The sequence below is a fragment of the Glycomyces albidus genome (assembly GCF_009451885.1).
In the GTDB taxonomy this organism is placed as follows: domain Bacteria; phylum Actinomycetota; class Actinomycetes; order Mycobacteriales; family Micromonosporaceae; genus Glycomyces; species Glycomyces albidus.
Genome location: NZ_WIAO01000011.1, coordinates 124,886 through 147,371, shown reverse-complemented (window position 1 = coordinate 147,371; position 22,486 = coordinate 124,886). Strand labels below are relative to the sequence as shown.

At 71.0% G+C, this 22,486-nt stretch carries 16 protein-coding genes and 4 pseudogenes; 14 read left to right on the top strand and 6 right to left on the bottom strand.

From position 1 onward, the window contains the following. The 3 genes and pseudogenes from GFD30_RS11545 to GFD30_RS11535 form a co-directional block, all read left to right on the top strand. Positions 1–132: pseudogene (locus tag GFD30_RS11545) on the top strand (integrase core domain-containing protein); the annotation flags it as partial. Between the two features lie 129 nt (positions 133–261). After that, positions 262–2,946 carry a bifunctional acetate--CoA ligase family protein/GNAT family N-acetyltransferase gene (locus GFD30_RS11540; RefSeq protein WP_153025355.1) on the top strand — a complete coding sequence of 895 codons (2,685 nt, stop codon included), beginning with the start codon at positions 262–264 and terminating at the stop codon, positions 2,944–2,946. A 167-nt stretch (positions 2,947–3,113) separates the two neighbouring features. Then, positions 3,114–4,394, top strand: coding sequence for an NAD(P)/FAD-dependent oxidoreductase (locus GFD30_RS11535; RefSeq protein WP_153025354.1), 1,281 nt, complete (start codon positions 3,114–3,116; stop codon positions 4,392–4,394). Between the two features lie 70 nt (positions 4,395–4,464). On the opposite strand, the pseudogene GFD30_RS11530 reads toward GFD30_RS11535, so the two are convergent. Then, positions 4,465–6,225: pseudogene (locus GFD30_RS11530) on the bottom strand (pyruvate, phosphate dikinase); the annotation flags it as partial. Between the two features lie 222 nt (positions 6,226–6,447). Here GFD30_RS11530 and GFD30_RS11525 point away from each other — a divergent pair. Further along, complete coding sequence (locus GFD30_RS11525) at positions 6,448–7,074, top strand: 2-oxoacid:acceptor oxidoreductase family protein (protein ID WP_153025352.1); 627 nt, start codon at positions 6,448–6,450, stop codon at positions 7,072–7,074. 28 nt (positions 7,075–7,102) lie between these two features. Then, a complete protein-coding gene (locus GFD30_RS27545; protein WP_265575416.1) occupies positions 7,103–7,228 on the top strand; it encodes a hypothetical protein in 126 nt (41 codons plus the stop codon). Between the two features lie 84 nt (positions 7,229–7,312). Here the strand turns inward: GFD30_RS27545 and GFD30_RS11520 are convergent, their stop codons facing one another. Then, positions 7,313–7,762 carry a universal stress protein gene (locus GFD30_RS11520; protein ID WP_153025351.1) on the bottom strand — a complete coding sequence of 150 codons (450 nt, stop codon included), beginning with the start codon at positions 7,760–7,762 and terminating at the stop codon, positions 7,313–7,315. Then, a pseudogene (locus tag GFD30_RS28240) lies at positions 7,759–8,366 on the bottom strand (universal stress protein). The gene GFD30_RS11520 and the pseudogene GFD30_RS28240 overlap by 4 nt, the downstream one beginning before the upstream one ends. 295 nt (positions 8,367–8,661) lie before the next feature. Between GFD30_RS28240 and GFD30_RS11510 the strand changes: the two are divergent. Then, on the top strand, positions 8,662–9,108 hold the full coding sequence (locus GFD30_RS11510; RefSeq protein WP_153025350.1) for a universal stress protein: 447 nt from the start codon (positions 8,662–8,664) through the stop codon (positions 9,106–9,108). A 53-nt stretch (positions 9,109–9,161) separates the two neighbouring features. On the opposite strand, the gene GFD30_RS11505 is transcribed toward GFD30_RS11510, so the two are convergent. After that, positions 9,162–9,578: a pyridoxamine 5'-phosphate oxidase family protein gene (locus GFD30_RS11505; RefSeq protein ID WP_153025349.1), complete on the bottom strand. Its 417-nt coding sequence runs from the start codon at positions 9,576–9,578 to the stop codon at positions 9,162–9,164. 520 nt (positions 9,579–10,098) lie between these two features. On the opposite strand from GFD30_RS11505, the gene GFD30_RS11500 reads away from it, so the two are divergent. Next, positions 10,099–10,740, top strand: coding sequence for a response regulator (locus GFD30_RS11500; protein WP_153025348.1), 642 nt, complete (start codon positions 10,099–10,101; stop codon positions 10,738–10,740). Positions 10,741–10,768: 28 nt separating this feature from the next. Here GFD30_RS11500 and GFD30_RS11495 read toward each other — a convergent pair whose 3' ends face one another. Next, positions 10,769–12,019 (bottom strand): GAF domain-containing sensor histidine kinase, encoded by a 1,251-nt coding sequence (locus GFD30_RS11495; RefSeq protein WP_153025347.1) that lies wholly within the window; start codon positions 12,017–12,019, stop codon positions 10,769–10,771. A 146-nt stretch (positions 12,020–12,165) separates the two neighbouring features. Here GFD30_RS11495 and GFD30_RS11490 point away from each other — a divergent pair, with 146 nt between their 5' ends. Both GFD30_RS11490 and GFD30_RS11485 read left to right on the top strand, forming a co-directional pair. Then, on the top strand, positions 12,166–14,544 hold the full coding sequence (locus GFD30_RS11490) for a phosphoketolase family protein (protein WP_153025346.1): 2,379 nt from the start codon (positions 12,166–12,168) through the stop codon (positions 14,542–14,544). 239 nt (positions 14,545–14,783) lie between these two features. Further along, the gene (locus tag GFD30_RS11485; protein ID WP_153025345.1) at positions 14,784–17,525 is read left to right on the top strand and encodes a cation-transporting P-type ATPase; all 2,742 of its coding nucleotides are present in this window, start codon (positions 14,784–14,786) and stop codon (positions 17,523–17,525) included. A gap of 82 nt (positions 17,526–17,607) precedes the next feature. Here the strand turns inward: GFD30_RS11485 and GFD30_RS11480 are convergent, their stop codons facing one another. After that, positions 17,608–18,051: a universal stress protein gene (locus GFD30_RS11480; RefSeq protein ID WP_153025344.1), complete on the bottom strand. Its 444-nt coding sequence runs from the start codon at positions 18,049–18,051 to the stop codon at positions 17,608–17,610. Between the two features lie 214 nt (positions 18,052–18,265). Between GFD30_RS11480 and GFD30_RS11475 the strand changes: the two genes are divergently transcribed. From GFD30_RS11475 to GFD30_RS11455, 5 genes and pseudogenes are all read left to right on the top strand, one after another. Continuing rightward, positions 18,266–18,682, top strand: coding sequence for a pyridoxamine 5'-phosphate oxidase family protein (locus GFD30_RS11475; protein WP_153025343.1), 417 nt, complete (start codon positions 18,266–18,268; stop codon positions 18,680–18,682). A gap of 106 nt (positions 18,683–18,788) precedes the next feature. After that, positions 18,789–19,229 carry a universal stress protein gene (locus tag GFD30_RS11470; RefSeq protein ID WP_153025342.1) on the top strand — a complete coding sequence of 147 codons (441 nt, stop codon included), beginning with the start codon at positions 18,789–18,791 and terminating at the stop codon, positions 19,227–19,229. Between the two features lie 69 nt (positions 19,230–19,298). Next, positions 19,299–20,282 (top strand): annotated as a pseudogene (locus GFD30_RS11465) (2-hydroxyacid dehydrogenase); the annotation flags it as partial. 149 nt (positions 20,283–20,431) lie between these two features. Continuing rightward, positions 20,432–20,863, top strand: a complete 432-nt coding sequence (locus tag GFD30_RS11460) for a universal stress protein (protein ID WP_153025340.1) — start codon at positions 20,432–20,434, stop codon at positions 20,861–20,863. A gap of 196 nt (positions 20,864–21,059) precedes the next feature. Then, positions 21,060–22,322: an NAD(P)/FAD-dependent oxidoreductase gene (locus GFD30_RS11455; protein WP_194201933.1), complete on the top strand. Its 1,263-nt coding sequence runs from the start codon at positions 21,060–21,062 to the stop codon at positions 22,320–22,322. The last annotated feature ends 164 nt before the right edge of the window (positions 22,323–22,486 follow it).

The following is a 22,486-nucleotide window of genomic DNA, read 5'->3' as shown; positions in this document are numbered from 1 at the left end:
CCATCAGAGCAGGAACGCAGAGCCGCCCTACCGGGCTGGCTCCACTTCTACAATCACCACCGAGCCCACTCCGCCATCGGAGGCCAACCACCCATCACCCGACTGAACAACCTCCCCGGACATCACACCTAGATGCCGACCGGGACCAATGTCCCAGCAAGCCCCGGCGTTCGACCCTGTCAGCGAGGGGCCCTCCGGCTGGACGATCGGGTCGTGAGCGGGGAGACGCCCCGCCCGCCGCCACCGCCGCAAGGAGCCGACATGAACCTCCACCTCCCTCCTCCAGCCGATGCACTCGACACCGACGGCCGAATCGTCCACATCCGCCCCGTCGTCGGCTCCGACCTCGAGGCGCTCATCGCCATGCATGAGCGCTGCTCCCTCCCGGATCTGCGCTACCGGTTCTTCGGCACCGGCCGCGGCGTCCTCGCCATCGAAGCGCGCCGGCTCGCCGGGCTCAACGACAGCGGCAAGGGCGCGGCGCTGCTCGTCGAGGACGACGGCGAGACGCTCGGCGTCGCCTCCTTCCAACGCGAGGAGGAACAGCCCGACCGCGCCGAGTTCGGCGTGCTCGTGACCCCCGGCCACCAGCAGCGCGGCCTGGGCACGCTCTTGCTCGAACACCTCGCCCTGATCGCGGCCGCCGGCGGCGTGAAGGAGCTCTCCGGGCAGGTCCTCGGCGGCAACCACCGCATGCTCCGCCTCGCCCGGCGCCTGGCCCCGGGTACTGCGATGCCCTACGCCGACGGCGTGGTCGACGTCGTGCTCACCGCCGATGTCGACGGCGCCTTCGCAGAGGACGTGGCCGAGCGCGAGCGGGCCGCCGAGCGACTCTCCCTTCGGCCCCTGCTCGACCCGGCCTCCGTCGCCGTGGTCGGCGCTCGCAGGACGGGCCGGGGCGTCGGCGCCGAGATCCTGCAATCCATCGTGGACGGCGACTTCGCCGGTCAGGTGTACCCGGTCCATCCCGAGGCGGCGGTCCTGGCCGGCCTCCGGACCGTGCCCTCCCTAGCCGACCTCCCGGCGCCGGTCGACCTGGTGATCGTGGCCGTCCCCGCCCCGTCCGTCGCCGGCGTGCTGCGGGAGGCCGGTGCGGCGGGCGTGCGCGCGGCCGTGGTCGTCTCCGCCGGGTTCGCCGAGACCGGTAACGCCGCCGCGCAGGACGAGCTCGTGCGGATCGCCCGCGACCACGACATGCGGCTGGTCGGCCCCAACTGCCTCGGCATCGTCAACACCGGCCGGTCGGTGCGTCTCCAGGCGAGCTTCGCCGCGGAGCCGCCCCTGCCGGGCGCGCTCGCGCTCGCCTCCCAGTCCGGGGCGGTCGGCATCGCCGCCCTCGCCCACGCCACTCGCACCGGCCTGGGCATTCACTCCTTCGTCTCCCTGGGCAACAAGGCCGACGTCTCCGGCAACGACCTCCTCGCCTACTGGTACGACGACCCCGCGGTCAAAGCCGTCGCCCTGTATCTGGAGTCGTTCGGGAACCCGCGGAAGTTCGCGCGCGTCGCCCGAGCCGTCGCCCGCCGCAAGCCGGTCCTGGCCGTCAAAGGCGGGCGCTCCGAGCCCGGACGTCGGGCCGGGCTCTCCCACACCGCCGCGGCCGCCACTTCCGACACCGCCGTCGACGCGCTCTTCGCCCAAGCCGGCGTCATCCGCTGCGACACCCTGGAGCAGCTCCTGGACACCGCCCGCGTCCTGGTCGACCAGCCGCTCCCACAAGGCAAGCGCATCGGCGTGGTCGGCAACGCCGGGGGCGTCGGCGTCCTCGCCGCCGACGCCGCCGCGGCGACCGGGCTCGAGGTGCCCTCGCTCGGCCCCGACACCCGTGAGCGGCTGGCCGCGGGCGTTCCGGATGCCGCCGCCGGCGACAACCCGGTCGACCTCGGCGCGGCCGCCGCACCCGACGCGTTCGCCGAGGCGATCACCGTGCTCGGCTCGTCCGGTGAGATCGACGGCCTGGTCGCGGTGTTCGCCGTGACCGGGACGAGCGACGTCGACGGGAACCTCGACGCCATCGCCGACGCGCTCGACGCACTCCCCGGCCTCCCGGCGGCAGCAGTGGTCATGGGGCTGGTCGACCCGCCGGCCTGCCTGGGCGCCCGCCGCGTCCCGGTGTTCGCCTTCCCCGAGACGGCCGTCGCAGCGCTCGCCAAGGCCGCCGACTACGCCGCCTGGCGGGCCCGCCCGCTGGGATCGCGACCCGACCTGCCCTGCATCGACCGAGCCGGCGCGCGCGCCATCGTCGACCGGCTGCTGGAGGCAGGGGACGGGTGGCAGTCCGCATCCGATGCCGCCGAGCTCCTCGCCTGCTACGACATCCAACTGACGCCGATCGTGGCCGTCGGCTCCAAGCGGGAAGCGGTGGCCGCGGCCCGCGACCTGGGATTCCCGGTGGCCGTCAAAGCCGACGACCCCCGCTTGATCCACAAGACCGAGTCCGGCGGCGTGCACCTGGACCTCGACAGCCCGCACGAGGTCCGGGCCGCGTACGAGGCGGTCGCCAAGTCCGTCGAGGGAGACGAGGGTGCGGCGGTCGTGGTCCAGCCGATGGTGGACGCCGATTTGGAGCTGGCCGCCGGGATCGTACACGACCCGCTGTTCGGATCGCTCGTCATGCTCGGTCTCGGCGGTACCGCGACCGATCTGCTGAGGGACCGGCAGTACCGGCTGCTGCCGCTCACCGACGCCGACGCCGATTCGATGTGGCGCTCGCTCAAGACCGCCGAGCTCCTGAGGGGCTACCGCGGCTCCGAGCCGGTCGACCTCAATGCCTTGACGGACCTGCTGGAGCGGCTCGGCCGCCTCGCTGAGGACATCCCGGAGATCGCCGAACTCGACCTCAACCCGATCATGCCGGTCCGCTACGGCGTCCAAGCCGTCGACCTGAAGCTGCGTCTCGCCCGTGTCGGCGACGAACCCGACCCGGTCGCCCGCCGCCTGCGCTGACGACCGGCACGGTCAGGCGGGCCGAGGCGGGGCATCGAGCCCCGCCCCGGCCCGTTCTGACGCCCAGGACAGGCCGAAAGTCCTTCCCGATTCGGCGATTGGTCACTGTCGCGAGCCTCTCCGGCGGAGTGAGATGGAGAAGCAAGGCGACCATTCTGGGAGGCATCATGCACACCGCACCGCGAGTCGTCATCGTCGGCGCCGGCTTCGCCGGCCTCGAGACGGCCTTCACGCTCCACGCGCACCTCGGCGACCGGGCCAGGCTGCTGCTGATCGCCGACCAGCGCGACTTCGTGTTCAAACCCAACTCGATCTACCTGCCCTTCGGCGGGGACGAGGAGAAGCTTCACGTGCCGCTCACCGACGCGGCGGTCCGGCGCGGCATCGACCTGATCCGCGGGTCGCTTGCCCGCGTCGACACCGAGGCGAACCGCATCAAACTCACCGACGGCACCCTGGAGCACTACGACCACCTCGTCCTCGCAACCGGCGCCGCGATGCGCCCGGAGGAGGTGCCCGGGCTCGCCGAGTACGCCCGGACCATCTGGACCCCCGAGCAGATGCGCGAACTCGGCGACGAGCTCGAGCGGCTCCAGGGCGACGTCGAGGCCCGGCAGACCAAGCACGTCCTGTTCCTCATGCCGCCCGGCAACAAGTGCGCCGGGCCGCTCTACGAGATCGCGTTCATGGCCGAGACGTGGCTGCGCCGACACCACCTGCGCGACCGGGTCTGCCTGACCTTCACCACATTCGAGGCGCACTTCATCCAGGCGTTCGGGCCCGGGATCCACAAGCTCGTGGCCGAGGAGTTCCACGACCGCGGCATCAACGGCTACACCCATCACGCCGTCACGCGCGTCGATGGAGGAGAGGTCCACTACGCCAACGGCACCTCCCGCACCTACGACCTGCTCGTCGCCTTCCCGCCGTACACGGCGGCGGTCGACTACCCGACGCTGCCGACCGACGACCGCGGGTTCCTGCTCACCGAGCCCGACACGCGCCGCGTGCGGGGCACCGACAACGTCTACGCGCCCGGCGACTCGGGTGACTTCCCGGTCAAACAGGCGTTCCTTGCCTTCCTCCAAGCCGACGCGGTGGCAGACGACATCGCCGCCCGCATCGACCCGGCGGCCGTAAAGCACCCGCGCCGGTTCGAGCCCGTGAGCATGTGCGTCATGGAGATGCTCGACAAGGCCGCCTTCGCGCAAGTGCCGCTGGAGACCACCGGCGATGCGGCGGCGCCGGTACGCGTCGACGCGGACGCCGATGACGACTACCTCGTCGGCGTCTCACCTCTGTGGCGTCTGGGCAAGAAGGCCCTCGGCGTCTACCTGCCGCAGCAGTTCCATGCCGGCCGTCCCTTCCACGGCGGCCTGCCGTGGCACGCCATGGAACTGGGCCTCAAAGGAATGTCCAAGGCACTGGCGTCCGCAGTGAAGGAATAGGGCAGGAGAAGGGGCCGCGACCTGGAGGTCGCGGCCCCTTGCCGTGCGGGGTCACCGCGCCACTGCGGCGGCGGCGTTCGCCGAGGAACATGTGCTCGGTGCGGCACAGGCCGATGCCGTCGGCCCCGAACCGGCGGGCCCGCTTCGCGTCGGCGGGCGTGTCGGCGTTGGCGTGGACGCCGAGGCGCCGGTGCTCGTCGGCGGCGATCATCAGGCGGGAGACCGCCTGGACCACCGGGTCGCGGCGGCGCACCACGGGGTCGAGGCGGCCTTCGAAGTACTCCACGACCGCCGAGGGCACGACGTCGATCGTGCCGGAGTAGACGGCGCCGGTGGTGCCGTCGATGGAGATCAGATCGCCTTCGCGGACGACGGTCCCGTCGGGGGCGGTGAACTCGCGCCGCTCGGTGTCCACCTCGAGAGCGTCGGCGCCGACCACGCAGGTCTTGCCCATGCCGCGCGCGACGACCGCAGCGTGGGAGGTCTTGCCGCCGCGGCTGGTGAGGACGCCTTCGGCGGCGATGATGCCGGGGAGGTCGTCGGGGCTGGTCTCGCGGCGCACCAAGATCACCGGGCCGTCGCGGCGGGCGGCGGCGGCCGAGTCGAAGACGGCGGCGCCGACGGCCGCACCCGGGGAGGCCGGCACGCCTTTCGCGATCGGCTCGGCGTGGCTGCGGGGGTCGAACTGCGGGAACATGAGCTGTACGAGCTGTTCGCCGGTGACGCGGCCGAGGGCCTCCTTGACGTCGATGAGCCCGTCGTCGAGGAACTGGACCGCCATCCGGAACGCCGCCGCCGCGGTGCGCTTGCCGACGCGGGTCTGGAGCATCCACAGCTTCCCGCGCTCGATGGTGAACTCCACATCGCACAGGTCCCGGTAGTGGTCTTCCAGGATCGACATCGCGATCTGGAGTTCGTCGAAGGACGCGGGGTCGATCCGTTCGAGCTCCTGGAGCGGGACGGGGGTCCGCGTGCCGGCGACGACGTCTTCTCCCTGGGCGTTGGCAAGGTAGTCGCCGTAGACGCCGGGCGCGCCGGTCGCGGGGTCGCGCGTGAAGGCCACGCCGGTGCCCGAGTCCGGTCCGAGGTTGCCGTAGACCATCGACATGACGTTGACGGCGGTGCCGAGGTCGTGAGGGATGCGCTCGCGGCCGCGGTAGACGCGGGCGCGTTCGGTGTTCCAGGAGGCGAACACGGCCCGGACCGCCATGTCGAGCTGCTCGCGCGGGTCCTGCGGGAAGTCGCGGCCGGTCGATTCGCGGACGATCGCCTTGTAGTCCGCGACCACGCCGCGCAGGGCGTCCGCGTCGAGATCGACGTCGCGGGCGGCGCCACGGGACTGCTTGACCGCGTCCAGTGCGGCCGTGAACCGGGTGGCGCCGATGCCGAGCACCGTTGCGCCGAACATCTGGATGAGCCGCCGGTAGGAGTCCCACGCGAACCGCTCGTCGCCCGAGGCTGCAGCGAGTCCGTCCACTGAGGCGTCGTTGAGTCCGAGGTCGAGGACGGTCTCCATCATTCCCGGCATCGAGTACTTCGCGCCCGACCGGACCGAGACCAGCATCGGATCCTCGGCGGCGCCGAGGCGCAGGCCCCGCTCGGCCTCCAGCCGCTCCAGGTGTTCGCCGATCTCCTCGGCGAGGCCGGGCGGCTCCTGGCCGTCGGCCAGGTACCGGCGGCAGGCCTCGGTGGTGATCGTGAAGCCCGGCGGGACGGGCAGGCCGAGATTCGTCATCTCGGCCAGGTTCGCCCCCTTGCCTCCGAGCAGGTCCTTGTGGTCCTTGTCGCCCTCGGCGAACCCGTACACATAGCGCCGCTTCGCATCGCTCATCGCGCTGATCTCCTTCGTCTCGCGTGACTCCCTCCATTGGATTTCCTCCGGTGCCGGCGCGCACGGGGCTTCAGGCCACCTAAAGGTCCGACTTTGGTCCCAGCGCGGTGTGACCGTCCGCCCCTGAGGGACCGAAGGATCACTCACTAGGGCCGTATGGCATCTGTCGGCGCGGTCGCAGGCGCGGTTGACTCGGATCAGACACATCCGAAGGGGCACGCCATGTTCGCCATCAGATTCCACGGCCGAGGCGGCCAAGGGGTCGTCACCGCCGCCGAGATGCTCTCCCAAGCGGCGTTCATCGAAGGGAAGTTCGCCCAGGCCGTTCCGACCTTCGGCTCCGAACGGACCGGCGCGCCCGTCGTCGCCTACTGCCGCATCGCCGACCGCGCGATGCGCGGCCGGGAACCGGTGGCCCGACCGGATGCGCTCATCATCCAGGACGCCACATTGCGGTTCCTTCCCGACGTGTTCGCCGGCATGCCCGCCGGCGGGTTCCTGCTCGTGAACTCGGCGCTCCCGCTCGCAGAGCTCGGAATCGGCGACCGCCTCGCCGGCCTGGCCCGCGCGCGCGTCGCGTCGGTGAACGCGACCCAGATCGCCCGCGAGCACCTGGGACGGCCGCTGCCCAACACCGCACTGCTCGGCGCCTTCGCCGCCCTTGCCGATGTCCTGGCCCTGGAGTCGATCACCGCCGCGATCCGCCGCCGGTTCGAGGGCGACCTCGGCGAGGCCAACGTCCGCGCCGCGGCCGCGGCGTACGAACTGGTGGCCGCCCAGCGGCGGCGGCACGAGCGAGCGCCCCTGCGGGGCTTCCGCACAGTGCGCGCCCAGGCGGCGCGCCGGTAGGCGCCCGAACCAGAGAAGGGAGTGGAACATGCGCGAGCTGATCGAGGGCTCCCGGGCCGTGGCGCGAGTGGTGGCGGCCTGCCGCCCGGACGCGGTGTGCACGTTACCGCCGCCGCGGGAAGTGATCGTCCGGCGCTTCCGCTGGCTCAAGTAGCTCCGTCCGCTGGAGGGCCGCGTCCACCGAAGGGACGCGGCCCGTTGTTCGTGGAGGGCGCCTAGCGATGCACTCGGACGCACGTCACTGTTCGCCGCGTACGACGACGACCGGGCAGGAAGCGTGTCGGATGCAGTGCTGGCTGACTGAGCCCAGCAGCGCTTTGTCGAAACCACCGTAGCCCCGCCATCCGACTACCAGCAGGTCCGCGCGCTCGGCTCGGGCCAGCAGCACCGTGACGGGGTTGCCGAGCTCGACCCGGTGCCGCACCTCGACCCTCGGGCTCCCTGTAGCGGCCTTCTCTATGACGGAGGCGAACGCCGTCCCGGCGGCCGCGGCGAGATTCTCGCCTGGCAGCAGCGCCAACGGCTCCCCGAACGCCACTGGATACTCCCAGGCGTACACGGCCTCGACCTCGGCCCCGGTCGCGGCCGCATGGCGCACCGCCCACCGCAGCGCCGAGAGCGACGACGGCGAGCCGTCGACCCCCACCACGACGCGTTCCGCCGGCTTCCGCGTGTCGGACGCATTCATCGACGCCCCCTTCCCTTTCTCAATCGTGCCGTCGGATCGGGAGCCAGGGCACTTGAACATGCAAGTTCGCGGAGGTCGGCGACGGCGGTGCCGCCTGACCCCGACGGCCTCCCCGCGGAGGAAGCGGGGCGGCAGCCGCCGCCCCGCTTTGGATCCCGGCCTTCACTCGTCGCCAGGATCACGACCACTGCGCAGTGCGCGTGGTGGACGCAGGAGGTGCTCACCGAGCCGATGAGCGCCCCCACGATCCCGCCATGTCCCCGGTTGCCGACCACCAGCAGGTCGGCGTCCTTTGACTGGTTGATCAGCCCCCTCGCCGGTTTGCCCTCGGAGACGACGCGCTCGACGCGCACCGCCGGCCCTTCGGGACCGAGTGCTGCGAGAACGTCGTCGAGTTCCCGCCTCGCGTCTTTGGCGAATGCCTCTGGCGGCTGAGCATCGCGCCGGCCCCGTAGGTGACGGGCATCTGCCATGCATGCACTGCGACCACGTCTGCACCCTCGAGTTCGGCCTGCCGCACGGCCCATTGGAGGGCCCGGCGCGAGGAGGCGGAGCCGTCGACGCCGATGCCGATCCTGCCGCCCGTACGCTCTCGATCCGACATGTCCAACCCCTTCCCTCGGTTCCAGTCTCACCGACGCGACCTGGACAGGACAGAGCCTGAAGTCCCCGACCTGAGGGCCCGTAGGCCCTTGAGGACGGTGCCCGTACCCGAGACGGTGCAGCGCGTCGGCCCGCCCTTGCGCAGTGTCTCGGGAGTCGTCCACGCGCGCCGGGCACGGACCGTGTGACAGTGCCGCTCCTGCACCGTTCTTCGGGACCGACCTGCCTCGTCTCTCTTCTGCGCTCCGCGGCGGGGCGCTCCGCCTCGGGCTAGAGTCCGAAGGGAGGAGGTGGCCATGTCAGATCCTGATCCTGCGCAGAGCGGTGTCGTGGTGGTGGGCGTCGACGGTTCGTCGTCCTCGCGGCGGGCGCTTCGGTGGGCGCTGCGGCAGGCATCGGCCACCGCAGCGAAGGTCGTGGCGGTACAGGCGTGGGAGGTTCCCAGAAAGTACGGAACCGGCGTGATGCTGATGCCCGGGGCGCAGTGGGATGCGGAGGCTCGGAATTCGCTGCGATCCGCGGTGGAGCCCGCTGCCGCCGCCTGGCCTGGCGTGGTGGTCGAGCAGCATGCGGTCGAGGGGCACCCCGTCCAGGTATTGCTGGACGCGGCCCGGAACGCGGATCTGCTGGTTCTCGGCAATCGGGGCCTGGGCGGCTTCGCCGGGGCGCTGCTGGGATCGGTGAGTCAGCACTGCGTTCGTCACGCGTCCTGCCCAGTGGTCGTCGTCCACGACCGGGTGTGAGCGATTCGGACGAGGCGTTCAAGCGGTGTCGTCGTGCAGCGAGATTCTCGGGGTCAGTTCGCGACCGTGAGGCGACGACCCGTCACTTCCTGCGGGTCGATGGCGATGACCATGTCGAGGGGGTATTTCATCCAGGACTCGACCTGCAGTCCGAGTTGCCCGCCGTGGCGGTCGTGCGAGATGTCGACCGCGATGCCCGTGACCAGCACGCTCCAACCGAGTCGGCTGTGCGGTTCGATCTCGTCGGCCTGATAGGCGACTTGCAGCTCTGCATGGTGCCGTACTGCTCGCCCGAGCGCCGAGGTGTGCCTCGTGAAAACGATGATCCGGCCATCGAGGACGACGTGGTTCAGGGGTCGGATGGTGGGGACGCCGTCGGCGACGAAAGCGATGCGCCCGAACTCGGCGTGCCCGAGCAGGCTGAGCGCGAGCGTCGGGTCGAGTTCGACGGGAACTCGCTCGTTCTCCACTGCTTCCCCTTCGACACGATTCGGAAACGCCGCTGCGGTGCGGCTGCGGTCACCGCGGCCGAGACCGGTGCCAAACCATGGAACTCAGCGAACAGCGTTCGCTCCGTTGGTTCGACCGTAGCAACGTTCCGGGTGCGGGGCTGTCGAATGTTCACCTTCGCGACGGTCGGACACGTACCGCAACGATGCCCGAATCGACGGCTCGGGGAGTGTCACCAGGGACGGAATGGCGGGCAGAGCCGCCGGTGCGGCAGCATCAGCGTGGACGGAGAAGGCGCGTCCGTCGGGGTCGGTTGCGTCGGCGGGCGAGGTCGGCCGGATGAGCAGTTCCGGCTCGTCGCTGGTCGGAGCGGGCGATCCGCCCCGAGCCGAGCACCGGACCGCGGCCGGCACCGCCGCTTCGGGGCCGACATGCAGCGGCGTGAGAATCTCGGTGCCTGGACTCCGAAGGGCCTTAGGTCCCTGGCGGGGCGGACCTCAGGGGGGTGTTCTACGGGCTCGCATCGCTGATACTTGAGCCATGGAGACTGAGAAGATCAGGGTGTTCTTGCTGGACGACCACGAGGTGGTCAGGCGGGGGCTGTGCGAGCTGCTGGAGCGCGACGGCGACATCGAGGTGGTCGGGGAGGCCGCGGACGTGGCGGAGGCCGTCCGGCGTTTCCCCGCGTCCCGACCTGACGTGGCGGTGCTGGACGCGCAGTTGCCCGACGGCAGCGGCGTCGAGGTGTGCCGCCGGATCAAGGAGACCGACCCGGACATCGCCGTGGTGATCCTGACCTCGTACGAGGACGATGCGACGCTGTTCGCCGCGATCGAGGCGGGCGCGTCCGGATTCCTGCTCAAGCAGGTACGCGGCAACGACCTCGTCGAAGGCGTGCGCAAGCTCGCGGCCGGCGGGTCGCTGCTGGACGCGAGGATGACCGGTGCGGTGCTGGAGCGGCTGCGCACGGGCCCGCCCACGGCCCCGGAGCTGGACCTGCTCTCCGAGCAGGAGCAGCGCATCCTGGAGCTCATCGGCGAGGGGTTGACCAACCGGCAGATCGCCGAGCGGATGCATTTGGCCGAGAAGACCGTGAAGAACTACGTGACCCGGGTGCTCGGCAAGCTGGGCCTCGAGCGGCGCACGCAGGCCGCAGTGCTGGCGTCGCGGCTGTTCGGCTGACGGTTGGGGTTCACCTGCCCGCCGCCGTTCACGGCGTCTGCGCAGCGCGGCCGGACTGGTCCAGCGGAATCGACCAGCGCAGCTCGGTCCCGGACGGCTCGACCGGGTGGATCGAGAACTCGCCGCCGAGCGCGGCGGCCCGGGAGGCGAGGTTCGCCAGTCCACGGCGCGGTGTCTGCGGCGGGATGCCGCGCCCGTCGTCGGCCACCCGCATCCGCAGTGCGCCCGCTTCGACCGCGATCGCGACGGTCACGTGCCGTGCCTTCGCGTGGCGGGCGGCGTTGGACAGCGCCTCGCGCAGCATCGCGAGCACTTCGAGCCGCACCAGCTCGGGCACGCCCTCGTCGACGGGGCCGGAGAACTCGACGTCCGGGGCGAACCCGAGATGATGGCGCACCACTCCCACCAGGCCCCGGACCGTCTGCGAGAACGCCTGGTCGGCGTCGGTGTGGAGGCTGTAAATGGCCGCGCGCAGGTCCGAGATGGCGCCGTCGATCTCGTCCACGGCCGCGTGCACCCGCTCGGCGGCCACCGGCTCGTCCACCATGTGCACGATCGACTGCAGTTGCAGGCCGGTCGCGAAGAGCCGCTGGATGACCAGGTCGTGGAGGTCGCGGCCGATCCGGTCGCGGTCGCGGAAGACGACCAGGCGCTCCCGCTCCGCCTGGGAGTCGGCGAGCTGCCCGTACAGCCGGGCGTTGTCGATCGCGACCCCGGCCGCCGCGGCGAGCGCTTTGATGATGTCCTCGTCGTCGTCGGTGAACTGCCCGCCGCCGCGCTTGTCGGTCAGATACAGATTTCCCCAAGCCTTATCCCCCACTTTGACCGGCACGCCGAGGAACGTCCGCATCGGAGGGTGACCGGGCGGGAAGCCGACTGACGCGGGGTGCTGCGAGAGGTCTTCGAGCCGCAGCGGTTCGGGCACGTCGATGATGTGGCCGAGGATGCCGCGGCCGGCGGGCGGGTCGCCGAGTGCGGCGATCTCCTCGGCGGTGAGGCCGTGGGTGCGGAAGTCGGCCAAGCCGCCCGAGTCGTCCAGGACCCCGAGCGCCCCGTACCGCGCGTCGACGAGCGTGCACGCGGCGGCGACGATCCGGTCAAGGATCGCGGCGAGTTCGAGGTCGGATCCGATGCTGATCACCGCGTCCAGGAGCGCCCGCAGCCGCTCACGGCCGAGCACGATCTCGCCGATCCGGGACGACAACTCGCCAAGCAGGTCGTCGATCGGCAGTTTCCGCAGGTGCGGTTTACCACGGGAGTGCGGCGGCGTGGGGTCCATGCCTGAATCGTATCGACTTCTGCCGGGAGCACAAGCGATGCACGCCTTTCGGCCCCCGCAGTGAGGACTTCGGTCCCTGCCGCGCGGCGGCCACGGCGGCGAGGCTGGAAGCGCACCGAACGACCACTTCACCGACGGAGCTTCCGATGGACAAGACGCTTCCTGCACCGCTCACCGAAGCGCGCCTGCGCCAGATCGACGCCTACTGGCGGGCCGCGAACTACCTCACCGTCGGGCAGATCTACCTGCTCGACAACCCGCTGCTGCGCGAACCCCTGCGACCCGAGCACGTCAAACCGCGCCTGCTCGGCCACTGGGGCACCAGCCCGGCGCTCAACCTGGTCTACGCGCACCTCAACCGGTGCATCACCGAGAAGGGGCTCGACATGGTCTACATGGCCGGGCCCGGCCACGGCGGCCCGGCCATGCTCGCCAACACCTGGCTCGAGGGCACGTACTCCGAGCACCACCCGTCCGTCAGCCGCGACGAGGCCGGCATGGCGCGGTTGTTCCGCCAGTTCTCCTTCCCCGGCGGCGTCCCCTCCCACGCCGCCCCCGAAGTGCCCGGCTCCATCCACGAAGGCGGCGAGCTCGGATACGCGCTCATGCACGCCTACGGCGCCGCGTTCGACAACCCCGACCTCACAATCGCGTGCGTGATCGGCGATGGCGAAGCCGAGACCGGGCCGCTGGCCGCCTCCTGGCTCTCGAACGTCTTCCTCAACCCGGCCCGCGACGGCGCGGTCCTGCCGATCCTGAACCTCAACGGCTACAAGATCGCGAATCCGACCGTCCTCGACCGCATCCCGCGCGAGGACCTCCTCTCGATGATGCATGGCTTCGGCTACGAGCCGCACCTCGTGGAGGGCGACGACCCCGCGACGATTCACCGGACCTTGGCGGCGACGCTCGACACCGTTTTCGACCGCATCAGCGCGATCCAGCACGAGGCCCGCTCCGGCGGTACGGTGGAACGGCCGCGCTGGCCCATGATCGTGCTGCGCACCCCGAAGGGCTGGACCGGCCCGCGCGAACTCGACGGCAAGCCGGTCGAGGGCACCTGGCGCTCGCACCAGGTGCCGCTGGGCGCGGTCCGGGACGACCCGAGCCAGCTCGCGGCCCTGGAGGACTGGCTGCGGTCCTACCACCCCGAGGAGCTGTTCGACGCGACCGGCGCCCCAGCCGCCGAGCTGCGCGTCCAGGCGCCCCGCGGTGAGAAGCGCATGAGCGCCAGCCCGCACGCCAACGGCGGGCTCCTCCTTCGCGACCTGGTGCTGCCGGACTTCCGCCGGTACGGCGTGGCGGTGGACCGCCCCGGCGGTACGGACGCCGAGGCCACCCGGGTCCTGGGCGAGTGGGTGCGGGACGTCATCGCCGCCAACCCCGACCGGTTCCGCCTCTTCGGCCCCGACGAGGTCGCCTCCAACCGGCTCGGCGCCGCCTTCGAGGTCACCGACCGCGCCTGGGGCGCCCGCATCGAACCCGGCGACGACCACCTCGGGCCCGACGGCCGCGTGATGGAGGTGCTCTCGGAGCACCTGTGCCAGGGCTGGCTCGAGGGCTACCTGCTGACCGGCCGCCACGGCCTGTTCACCAGCTACGAGGCGTTCATCCACCTGGTCGACTCCATGTTCAACCAGCACGCCAAGTGGCTCAAGACCACCAACGGCATCCCGTGGCGCCGCCCGATCGCCTCGCTCAACTACCTGCTGTCGAGCCACGTGTGGCGCCAGGACCACAACGGCTTCTCGCACCAGGACCCCGGGTTCATCGACCACGTCGTCAACAAGAAGGCCGAGGTCGTCCGGGTCTACCTGCCGCCGGACGCCAACACGCTTCTGTCCACGATGGACCACTGCTTGCGGTCGCGCCAGTACGTGAACGTGGTCGTGGCCGGGAAGCAGCCCGCCCCGAACTGGCTCTCCATGGACGAGGCGGTTCGCCACTGCGAACGGGGGCTGGGCATCTGGGAGTGGGCCTCCACCGACCGCGGACGGGAGCCGGACGTGGTCCTCGCCTGCGCCGGTGACGTCCCCACCCTCGAGACCGTGGCCGCCGCCGACCTGCTGCGCCGCCACCTTCCGCACCTGAAGGTCCGGGTCGTGAACGTGGTGGACCTGATGCGGCTCCAGCCGGACACCGAGCACCCGCACGGCCTGCCCGACCGGCAGTACGACGCGCTGTTCACCACCGACAAGCCGGTGATCTTCGCGTTCCACGGCTACCCGTGGCTGATCCACCGGCTCACCTACCGCCGGGCCGGGCACGAGCACCTCCACGTCCGCGGCTACAAGGAGGAGGGCACGACCACCACGCCGTTCGACATGGTCATGCTCAACGACCTCGACCGGTTCACCCTCGTCATCGACGTGATCGACCGGGTCCCCGGGCTCGGCCAGAACGCCGCGGGCCTGCGCCAGGAGATGTCCGACGCGCGCCGCGCCTGCCGCGAGCACACCCGGGCGTTCGGTGTCGACCACCCGGCCGTCGCCGACTGGCGACCCGGTCGGCCGCTGGAACTGTAGGGCGACGAGCGAAAGGGGCGGACCGGACGGTCCGCCCCTTTCGCTGTCGCCTTCGACGCCCCCCGGCAAGCCGTTCGCCCGACCGGGACCCGTTCGTGCTCCGCCTCCGCGATCTCCAGGGGCTCAAGGTACTCATTGCAGTCCACATTGGATGAAGGATGCCGTTGAGGGACGAACGCGGCCGCGCTCGGGACCATCGTCCCGTGCCGAGCCGGGCCCCGGCGGGTCAAGCTGGCGACATGACGACCGCGATCGATACGAGTGCGCCCCCGGAATTCCATGAGCTGTCCGCCGACGAAGTGCTCCTGCTCCTCTCGACCGACCCGGCATCCGGCCTGTCCCCGGAAGGCGCTGCCGCGCTGCTGGCCCGGACCGGACCCAACAGCCTGCCGGTCGCCCCGCGCACCAGCCTCGCGGTGCGCATCCTGCGGCAAGTCCACAACCCGCTGATCTACGTCCTGCTCGCCGCGGGCGCGATCACCGCCGTCCTCGGCGAGTACGTCGACTCCTCAGTGATCCTCGGCGTCGTGGTGATCAACGCCGCCATCGGCCTCGTCCAGGAGTCCAAGGCCGAAGCCGAGCTCGCCGGCCTGCGATCGATGGTCCGCACCAGCGCCAGGGTCGTCCGCGGCGGACGCGAGCGGACCGTGCCCTCCGAGGACCTCGTCCCCGGCGACCTCGTCAAGCTCGAGGCGGGCGACAAGGTCCCCGCCGACCTGCGCCTGACGCACTCGACCGGACTGCAGGTCGACGAGTCCGCGCTGACCGGGGAGTCCGAACCGGTGGACAAGCACGTCGACCCGCTGCCGGCGATGGTCCCGGTGGCCGACCGGCGCAACATGGCCTACTCCGGCACCCTCGTCACGGCAGGGACCGGAACCGGCGTCGTCTGCGCGACCGGCGCCGCCACCGAATTGGGCGAGATCCACCGGCTCATCGGGGCCGCCGAGACGCTGGCGACGCCGCTGACGGCGAAGCTCGCCGGGTTCAGCCGGATGCTGACTGTCGGCATCCTGGCGCTGGCCGCCGTCACGTTCGCGGTCGGGCTGCTCCGCGGCCACGACGCAGTCGCGATGTTCACCGCGGCGATCGCTCTGGCCGTAGGGGCGATCCCCGAAGGGCTTCCCGCCGCGGTGACAGTCACCCTGGCCATCGGCGTGGGCCGGATGGCGCGGCGCCGCGCGGTGATCCGGCGCCTGCCGACGGTCGAGACGCTCGGCAGCACCACGGTGATCTGCACCGACAAGACCGGCACGCTCACCGAGAACCAGATGACCGTGCAAGCCGTCTGGACCCCCGTCGCCCGATACGAGGTCAGCGGCCGCGGCTACGAACCGGAGGGCACGGTGCGCGACGACTCAGGCGCCGCGGCGGGGACCGACCGCGACCGGGCATTGCACTGGACGCTGCTGGCCGGCGCCGTCTGCAGCGACGCGAGCCTCGTCGACCACGGCGGGAAGTGGAGCGTGGTAGGCGACCCCACTGAAGGGGCGATGCTGGTGGCAGCCGCGAAGGCGGGCCTTGACGCGGCCGCCGCACGCGCGCGATGGCTACGAGTCGCCGCACTCCCTTTCAGCTCGGAGCGCCTGTTCATGGCCACCTCCCACCGCCACGCCGCCGACGGCCGCCCTCTCGTCCTGGCGAAAGGCGCCGTCGAACGGCTGCTGGACCTCTGCGAGCTGGAGATGGGCGCGGACGGGACGACTCGACCGCTGAACCGCCTCGCCGCCGCCAGCGCCGCTGCGGAACTGGCCGACCGAGGGCTCCGGGTACTCGCTACCGCCGTTCGCCCGGCGGACGCTTCAGCAGACGGCATCGAGGATCTCGACGAGGGCGCGCTCGCCGAGGGACTCGTCTTCACCGGACTCCAGGCCATGCTCGACCCGCCTCGGGAAGCGGCGGCAGCCGCGGTCGCGGCCTGCCGGACCGCCGGCATCTCGGTCAAGATGATCACCGGCGACCACGCGGCCACCGCCACCGCTATCGCCCGCGAGGTGGGGCTGATCGGCACCGGCGACGAGGCCGTCCTGACCGGCGCCGAGCTCGCCGCCCTGCCGGACGCCGACATGGCCGAGGCCGCGCACCGGACCGGCGTGTTCGCGCGCGTCTCCCCCGAGCAGAAACTGCGCCTGGTCGCCGCGCTCCAAGAGCGCGGTCACGTGGTCGCCATGACCGGCGACGGCGTCAACGACGCCCCGGCACTCCGGCAGGCCGGCATCGGCGTCGCCATGGGCGCGAGCGGCACCGACGTCGCCAAAGAGGCCGCCGACATGGTCCTGACCGACGACGACTTCGCGACGATCGAAGCCGCCGTCGAAGAAGGCCGCGGGGTCTTCGACAACCTGACCAAGTTCATCACCTGGACGCTGCCGACGAACCTCGGCGAGGGCCTGGTGATCCTCGCGGCGATCCTCTTCGGAGCCGCCCTGCCGATCCTGCCGAGCCAGATCCTGTGGATCAACATGACGACCGCCGTCGCACTGGGCCTGATGCTCGCCTTCGAACCGAAGGAACCGGGGATCATGACCCGTCCCCCGCGGCGCCCAGGGCAGCCCCTGTTCACCGGGACACTGATGTTCCGGACCGCGCTGGTCTCGGTCCTGCTCGTGGCCGGAGCGTGGTGGCTGTTCAACTGGGAGCTGGCGAACGGTGCCGACGTCGCGCAGGCCCGCACCGCTGCTGTGAACGTCTTCGTCACCGTCCAGGCGTTCTACCTGTTCAGCTGCCGCTCCCTGACCAGGTCGGCGTGGCGGATCGGCATGTTCACCAACCCGTGGATCATCCTCGGGCTCGCCGTCCAGGCGGCCGGGCAGCTCGCCATGACCTACACGCCGGCCATGAACGCGGTGTTCGACACCTCCCCGATCGGCGCGGGCACCTGGCTGCGCATCCTCGCCATCGCCGCGGCAACCAGCCTCGTGGTGGCCCTGGAGAAGCGGCTGCGCGTGCGGGTAGAAGGAAGCGCACCGCAGCAACGATGAGGCCGGAACACGAAGGAGGCAGCCACTGCTGAGTGGCTGCCTCTTTCGCGACCGGATCGTGCGGGGGACACGACCTCGTCCGTCAGTCGGCTTCGCGGACGACCAGGACCGGGCAGCGGGCGTGGCTGACGCAGTACTGGCTGACCGAGCCGATGAGCGCGCCCACGAACGCGCCGTGGCCGCGGCTGCCGACGATGAGCATGTGGGCGTCCTCGGACTGCTCGATCAGCACCCGTGCCGGGTGGCCCTCAGCGAGATGCCGATTCACCCGCACGGAGGGGTGCTCGGCGGCGGCCTTGCTCACGGCGTCGTCGAGAACGCGCCGTGCCGCGGCGGCGACGTCGCCGGCAGCCGGGACCGTCGCTCCCGACCCGTATGCGTACGGATACTGCCAAGCGTGCACCGCGGTGACCTCGAGATGCAGCTCCTCCGCGTAGGCGAGCGCCCATGCGAGCGCCCGATTCGACGAGGCCGATCCGTCGACGCCGACGACGAGGCGGCCCTCGGAGTGGTTGATGTCGGTCATGGCTGTTCCTCTCTCTCTTGTGCTCGAGTCTTCTCGCAGGGGCGCGGCCGGGTCAGAGCCGAAGGTCCCGCCGCCAGGTGCCCGCAGTCATCTCCTTGAGGCCGACAACGCTGTTACGGTCGAGCCAGAGGGGCCGGGAGCGTTGCGCGCTCCCCGGTAGGGATCGAGCCGCGGCCGGACGAGACGGCCCGCGGCATGGCGTGCGGAGGCGAATGTGGAGTACGAGCGAGAACCGGTCAAGCTGGAGCCCAAGGTGGCGATGGGGTACCTGATCCATGCCGAGTTCGGGCGGGTCGCGTTCGTCGTCGACGATCTGCCGGTGATCAGACCGTTGAACCACGTCGTGGTCGACGGCGAGATCATCGTGTACACCTGGCACGCTTCCGCATTCGCCGAAGCCGTCCGGGCGCGGCCGGGGCTGCCGGTGGCCTACCAGTCCGACGAGATCGAGGCCCACAGCCACACCGGCTGGAGCGTTCTGGTCGCCGGCACCGCGACCGACGTCTCCGACCACCCCCGCGCCGCGCAGATGGGCAAGCAGGTCCAATCATGGATCGACCGCCCGCACGACATGGTCATCGCCATCCGTCCGCACGAGGTGACCGGACTGCGCCTGACCATCGGCCGCTGAAACCCGCGTCCTGCTGATGACCAATGCCCGGTGAAACTGGGACTTTCGGCCCTGATCCGGCACCGCCGCACCGGCGAGACTGGACCCGGAGAGAAAGGAGCGGGTCATGTCGAACCGCAAGCAGGAGCACGGGATCGTCGTCGGCGTCGACGGGTCGAACTCGTCGAAGCAGGCACTGGCATGGGCGCTGCGCCACGCCGAAGCGACGGACCTGCCGGTGACGGCGGTCCAGGCGTGGGAGATCCCGATGAACTACGGCTCCCTCGCGATGGTGCTCCCGGCGACCGAGTTCGCCGAGGAGGCCCGGCGCAGTCTCAAGGAGATCGTGGACGAGGCCGCGGCGGATTTCCCGGAAGTGCCAGTGGAGCGGCGGGTGAAGGAAGGCCACCCCGCGAAGGTCCTGCTGAAGGAGGCGGAGCAGGCGCAGATGCTCGTGGTCGGCTCCCGCGGCCACGGCGGGTTCGTCGGCGCGGTCATCGGCTCGGTCAGCCAGTACTGCGTCACCCACGCTCACTGCCCGGTGCTGGTCTTCCGCGGCGCCGAGTGACACCGATGCGCATGCGCCACGACACTGTCCGCCGCTGCGTTCTCCGCGTCCGCACGAAGGGAGGCCGCCGTGCGAGTGGCCGTATTCAGCACCAAACCATATGACAGGACGTCGCTGAGCGACGCCGCCCGAGACGGCACGCACGAACTGGTGTTCCTCGAGTCGCGCCTGAACCGCGACACCGCCGCACTCGCCGAGGGCTGCGAGGCGGTGTGCGCGTTCGTCAACGACGACCTCCGTGCCGAGACCCTCGCGGTCCTGGCCGAGCGAAGCGTGCGGTTCGCGGCGCTGCGCTCGGCCGGATTCAACCACGTCGACCTGCGGGCGGCGGCCGAGCTGGGAATCGCGGTCGCGCGGGTGCCGGACTACTCGCCGTACGCCGTCGCCGAACACTGCGCGGCCCTGGTTCTGGCCCTCAACCGCAAGACGCACCGGGCCTACAACCGGGTACGGGAGCACAATTTCGCGCTGACGGGCCTGCTCGGGTTCGACCTGCACGGCCGCACGGTCGGCGTGGTCGGGACTGGAAAGATCGGCATCTGCTTCGTCCGCATCATGGCCGGATTCGGGTGCCGGGTCCTCGCCTACGACCCGTACCCGAGCGAGGCGGCCCGCGCGGCCGGCGCCGAGTACGTGCCGCTCGAAGACCTGCTGGCGTCCTCGGACATCGTGTCGCTCCACTGCCCGCTCACGCCCCAGACGCACCACCTGATCGACCATGAGCGGATCGCGCTCATGCGCCCTGGCGTGATGCTGGTGAACACCAGCCGAGGGGCGCTGGTGGACACGGCCGCGGTGATCGAGGGGCTCAAATCCGGTCGCATCGGCCACCTCGGCCTCGACGTATACGAAGAGGAGGCCGACCTGTTCTTCGAGGACCTGTCCGACCAGGTCATCGGCGACGACGCGTTCGACCGGCTCAACGCCTTCCCGAACGTGCTCATCACCGGCCACCAGGCGTTCTTCACCGCCGAGGCCATCCAAGCGATCGCCGCCACGACCATCGCCAACCTGAACGCGTTCGAACGCGGCGGCATCGGCCTCCACCCCGTGGCGCTCGACGAACCAGGACCCCGAGACACCGGAAGAGCGGAACCCGCTCGCCCGGGCACCGCCGCAGTACCGGCGACCCACTGAACCGTCCGATCGCGAGCTGGAGCAACGCCTGCCAAGGCGCAAGAGTCACAAGAGGAGAGGAACCGATGACCGAACAGGAACCAGAACGCATCGTCGTGGCGATCGACGGCTCGCCGACGTCTTTGGACGCTCTGCGCTGGGCGATCGACCACGCCGACCGCCTCGGTGCCGTAGTCGAGGCACTGCACGTGTGGCAGATCCCCAACATTTACGGCACCCCGGTCCCCGACCTGCCGGGCGAGTCCTTCGAGGACACCGCCAAGCGCTCGCTACAGGGGTCCATCACCGAAGTCCTCGGCGGCCGGACCGACGCACCGGTCGAAGCGGTGACCCGCCAAGGGTATGCGCCCAAGATCCTGGTCGAGCGGTCCAAGACGGCGGACCTGCTCGTAGTCGGAAGCCGCGGCCGAGGCGCACTGGCGGGAACCCTGCTGGGCTCGGTCAGCCTCCACTGCGTGACACACGCCGCATGCCCGGTCGTGCTCGTCCGCGGCTGAACACCGGCCGAGCACGAACGGGCCGCGACCGATGGTCGCGGCCCGTCGGCGTCCCCTGAGCGCCCGAGGAGGACCGCACCCTGAACCCCTGCTTCCGAAGGACGGAGGTCCCCCGATCCAGGGCGTTTGGTCGCTGTGCCGCCGCTGTCCGAAGTGATGGCATGGAGGCATGAACGCACAGCTTCGAGAGGATGCCATGGACACCAAGCCCCGCGTGGTCGTCGTCGGCGGCGGTCTGGCCGGCATGGAGACGCTGTTCGCGCTCCGCCGGCGCCTGAGCGACCGGGTCGACCTGACACTGGTCGCCGACCGCGATGAGTTCGAGTTCCGGCCCGCCACCGTCTACGTCCCCTTCGGCGGCGCCGAGGACGACCTCACCATTCCAGTCGCGGCCCCGGCCGAACGGCAGGGCATCGCGGTCGAACGCGGCGCGGTCGCCTGGGTCGAGACCGACCCCAAGCGTCTCGCGCTCGCCGACGGCCGCACCCTCGACTACGACTACCTGGTCCTGGCCACCGGCGCCGCGATGCGGCCCGAGCGCGTGCCCGGCCTGGCCGAGCACGCGCACCTGGTGGGCGCCCTGAACCAGATGCGCGAACTCGGCCGGACACTGCGGCGGGTGCGGGAGGCGGCCGTCGACGGCTCACCGCAGCACGTGCTGTTCCTGGTCCCGCCGGACAGCCAGTGCCCGGGCCCGGTCTACGAGCTCGCGTTCATGCTCGAGACCTGGCTGCGCCGCTCCCGAGTCCGCGACCGGGTGTGCCTGACCTTCGCCACCTCCGAAGAGCGCTACCTGGAGTCGTTCGGAACCGGCCTGCACCCGGTCATCGAGGCCGAGTTCACCGAACGCGGCATCATCAGCCACGTGCGATCGGCGGTCGAGCGCGTCGAACCGCACCGCGCCCGCTTCGCCGACGGCACCGCGCACACCTTCGATGCGCTCGTGTCCACCGCACCCCAGGCCGCCTCAGTCGACTACGAGGGCCTGCCGCAGGACCGCAACGGATTCCTGCTGACCGAGCCCGACACCCGCCGGGTGCGGTGCACCGACGCCGTCTACGCCCCCGGCGACGCCGGGGACTTCCCAGTCAAGCTCGGCTACCTCTCGCTCCTGCAGGCCGACGCGGTCGCCGACGACATCGCCGCCCGGATCGACCCCGCGGCCGTCACCGACCCGCGGCGGTTCGACCCGGTCGGCCTGTACGTCCTGGAAATGCTCGACGACGCCGTGTTCGCACAGACGCCCCTCACGCTCACCGGTGAACCGGCCGCCCGGGCCGGCAGCGGACATCGCATCGGCGTCTCCCCGATCTGGCACCTGGGCAAGAAGACCCTCGGGACCTACCTGCCGCAACAGTTCCGGGCCGGCCACCCAGTCCACGGAGGCCTCGCACAGGACGCGGTGTCCCTGGGTCTCAAGGGCTTGACCAGGACCATCTCGGGCGCAGTGCGGGAGTGACCTTCGGGCCGTCGCGCCGGCCGCTCCCGGGCGGCCGTCCCTCAAGGGGACGGCCGCCTTTCCCTTGCCCGCTCCCGCTGCCGCGCAGGACCTTCGTCCCCTGAAGACCCGCCTTCCGACCTCTCCAGAACCACTTTGAACTGCGGTTTCATTGAACTGTCACC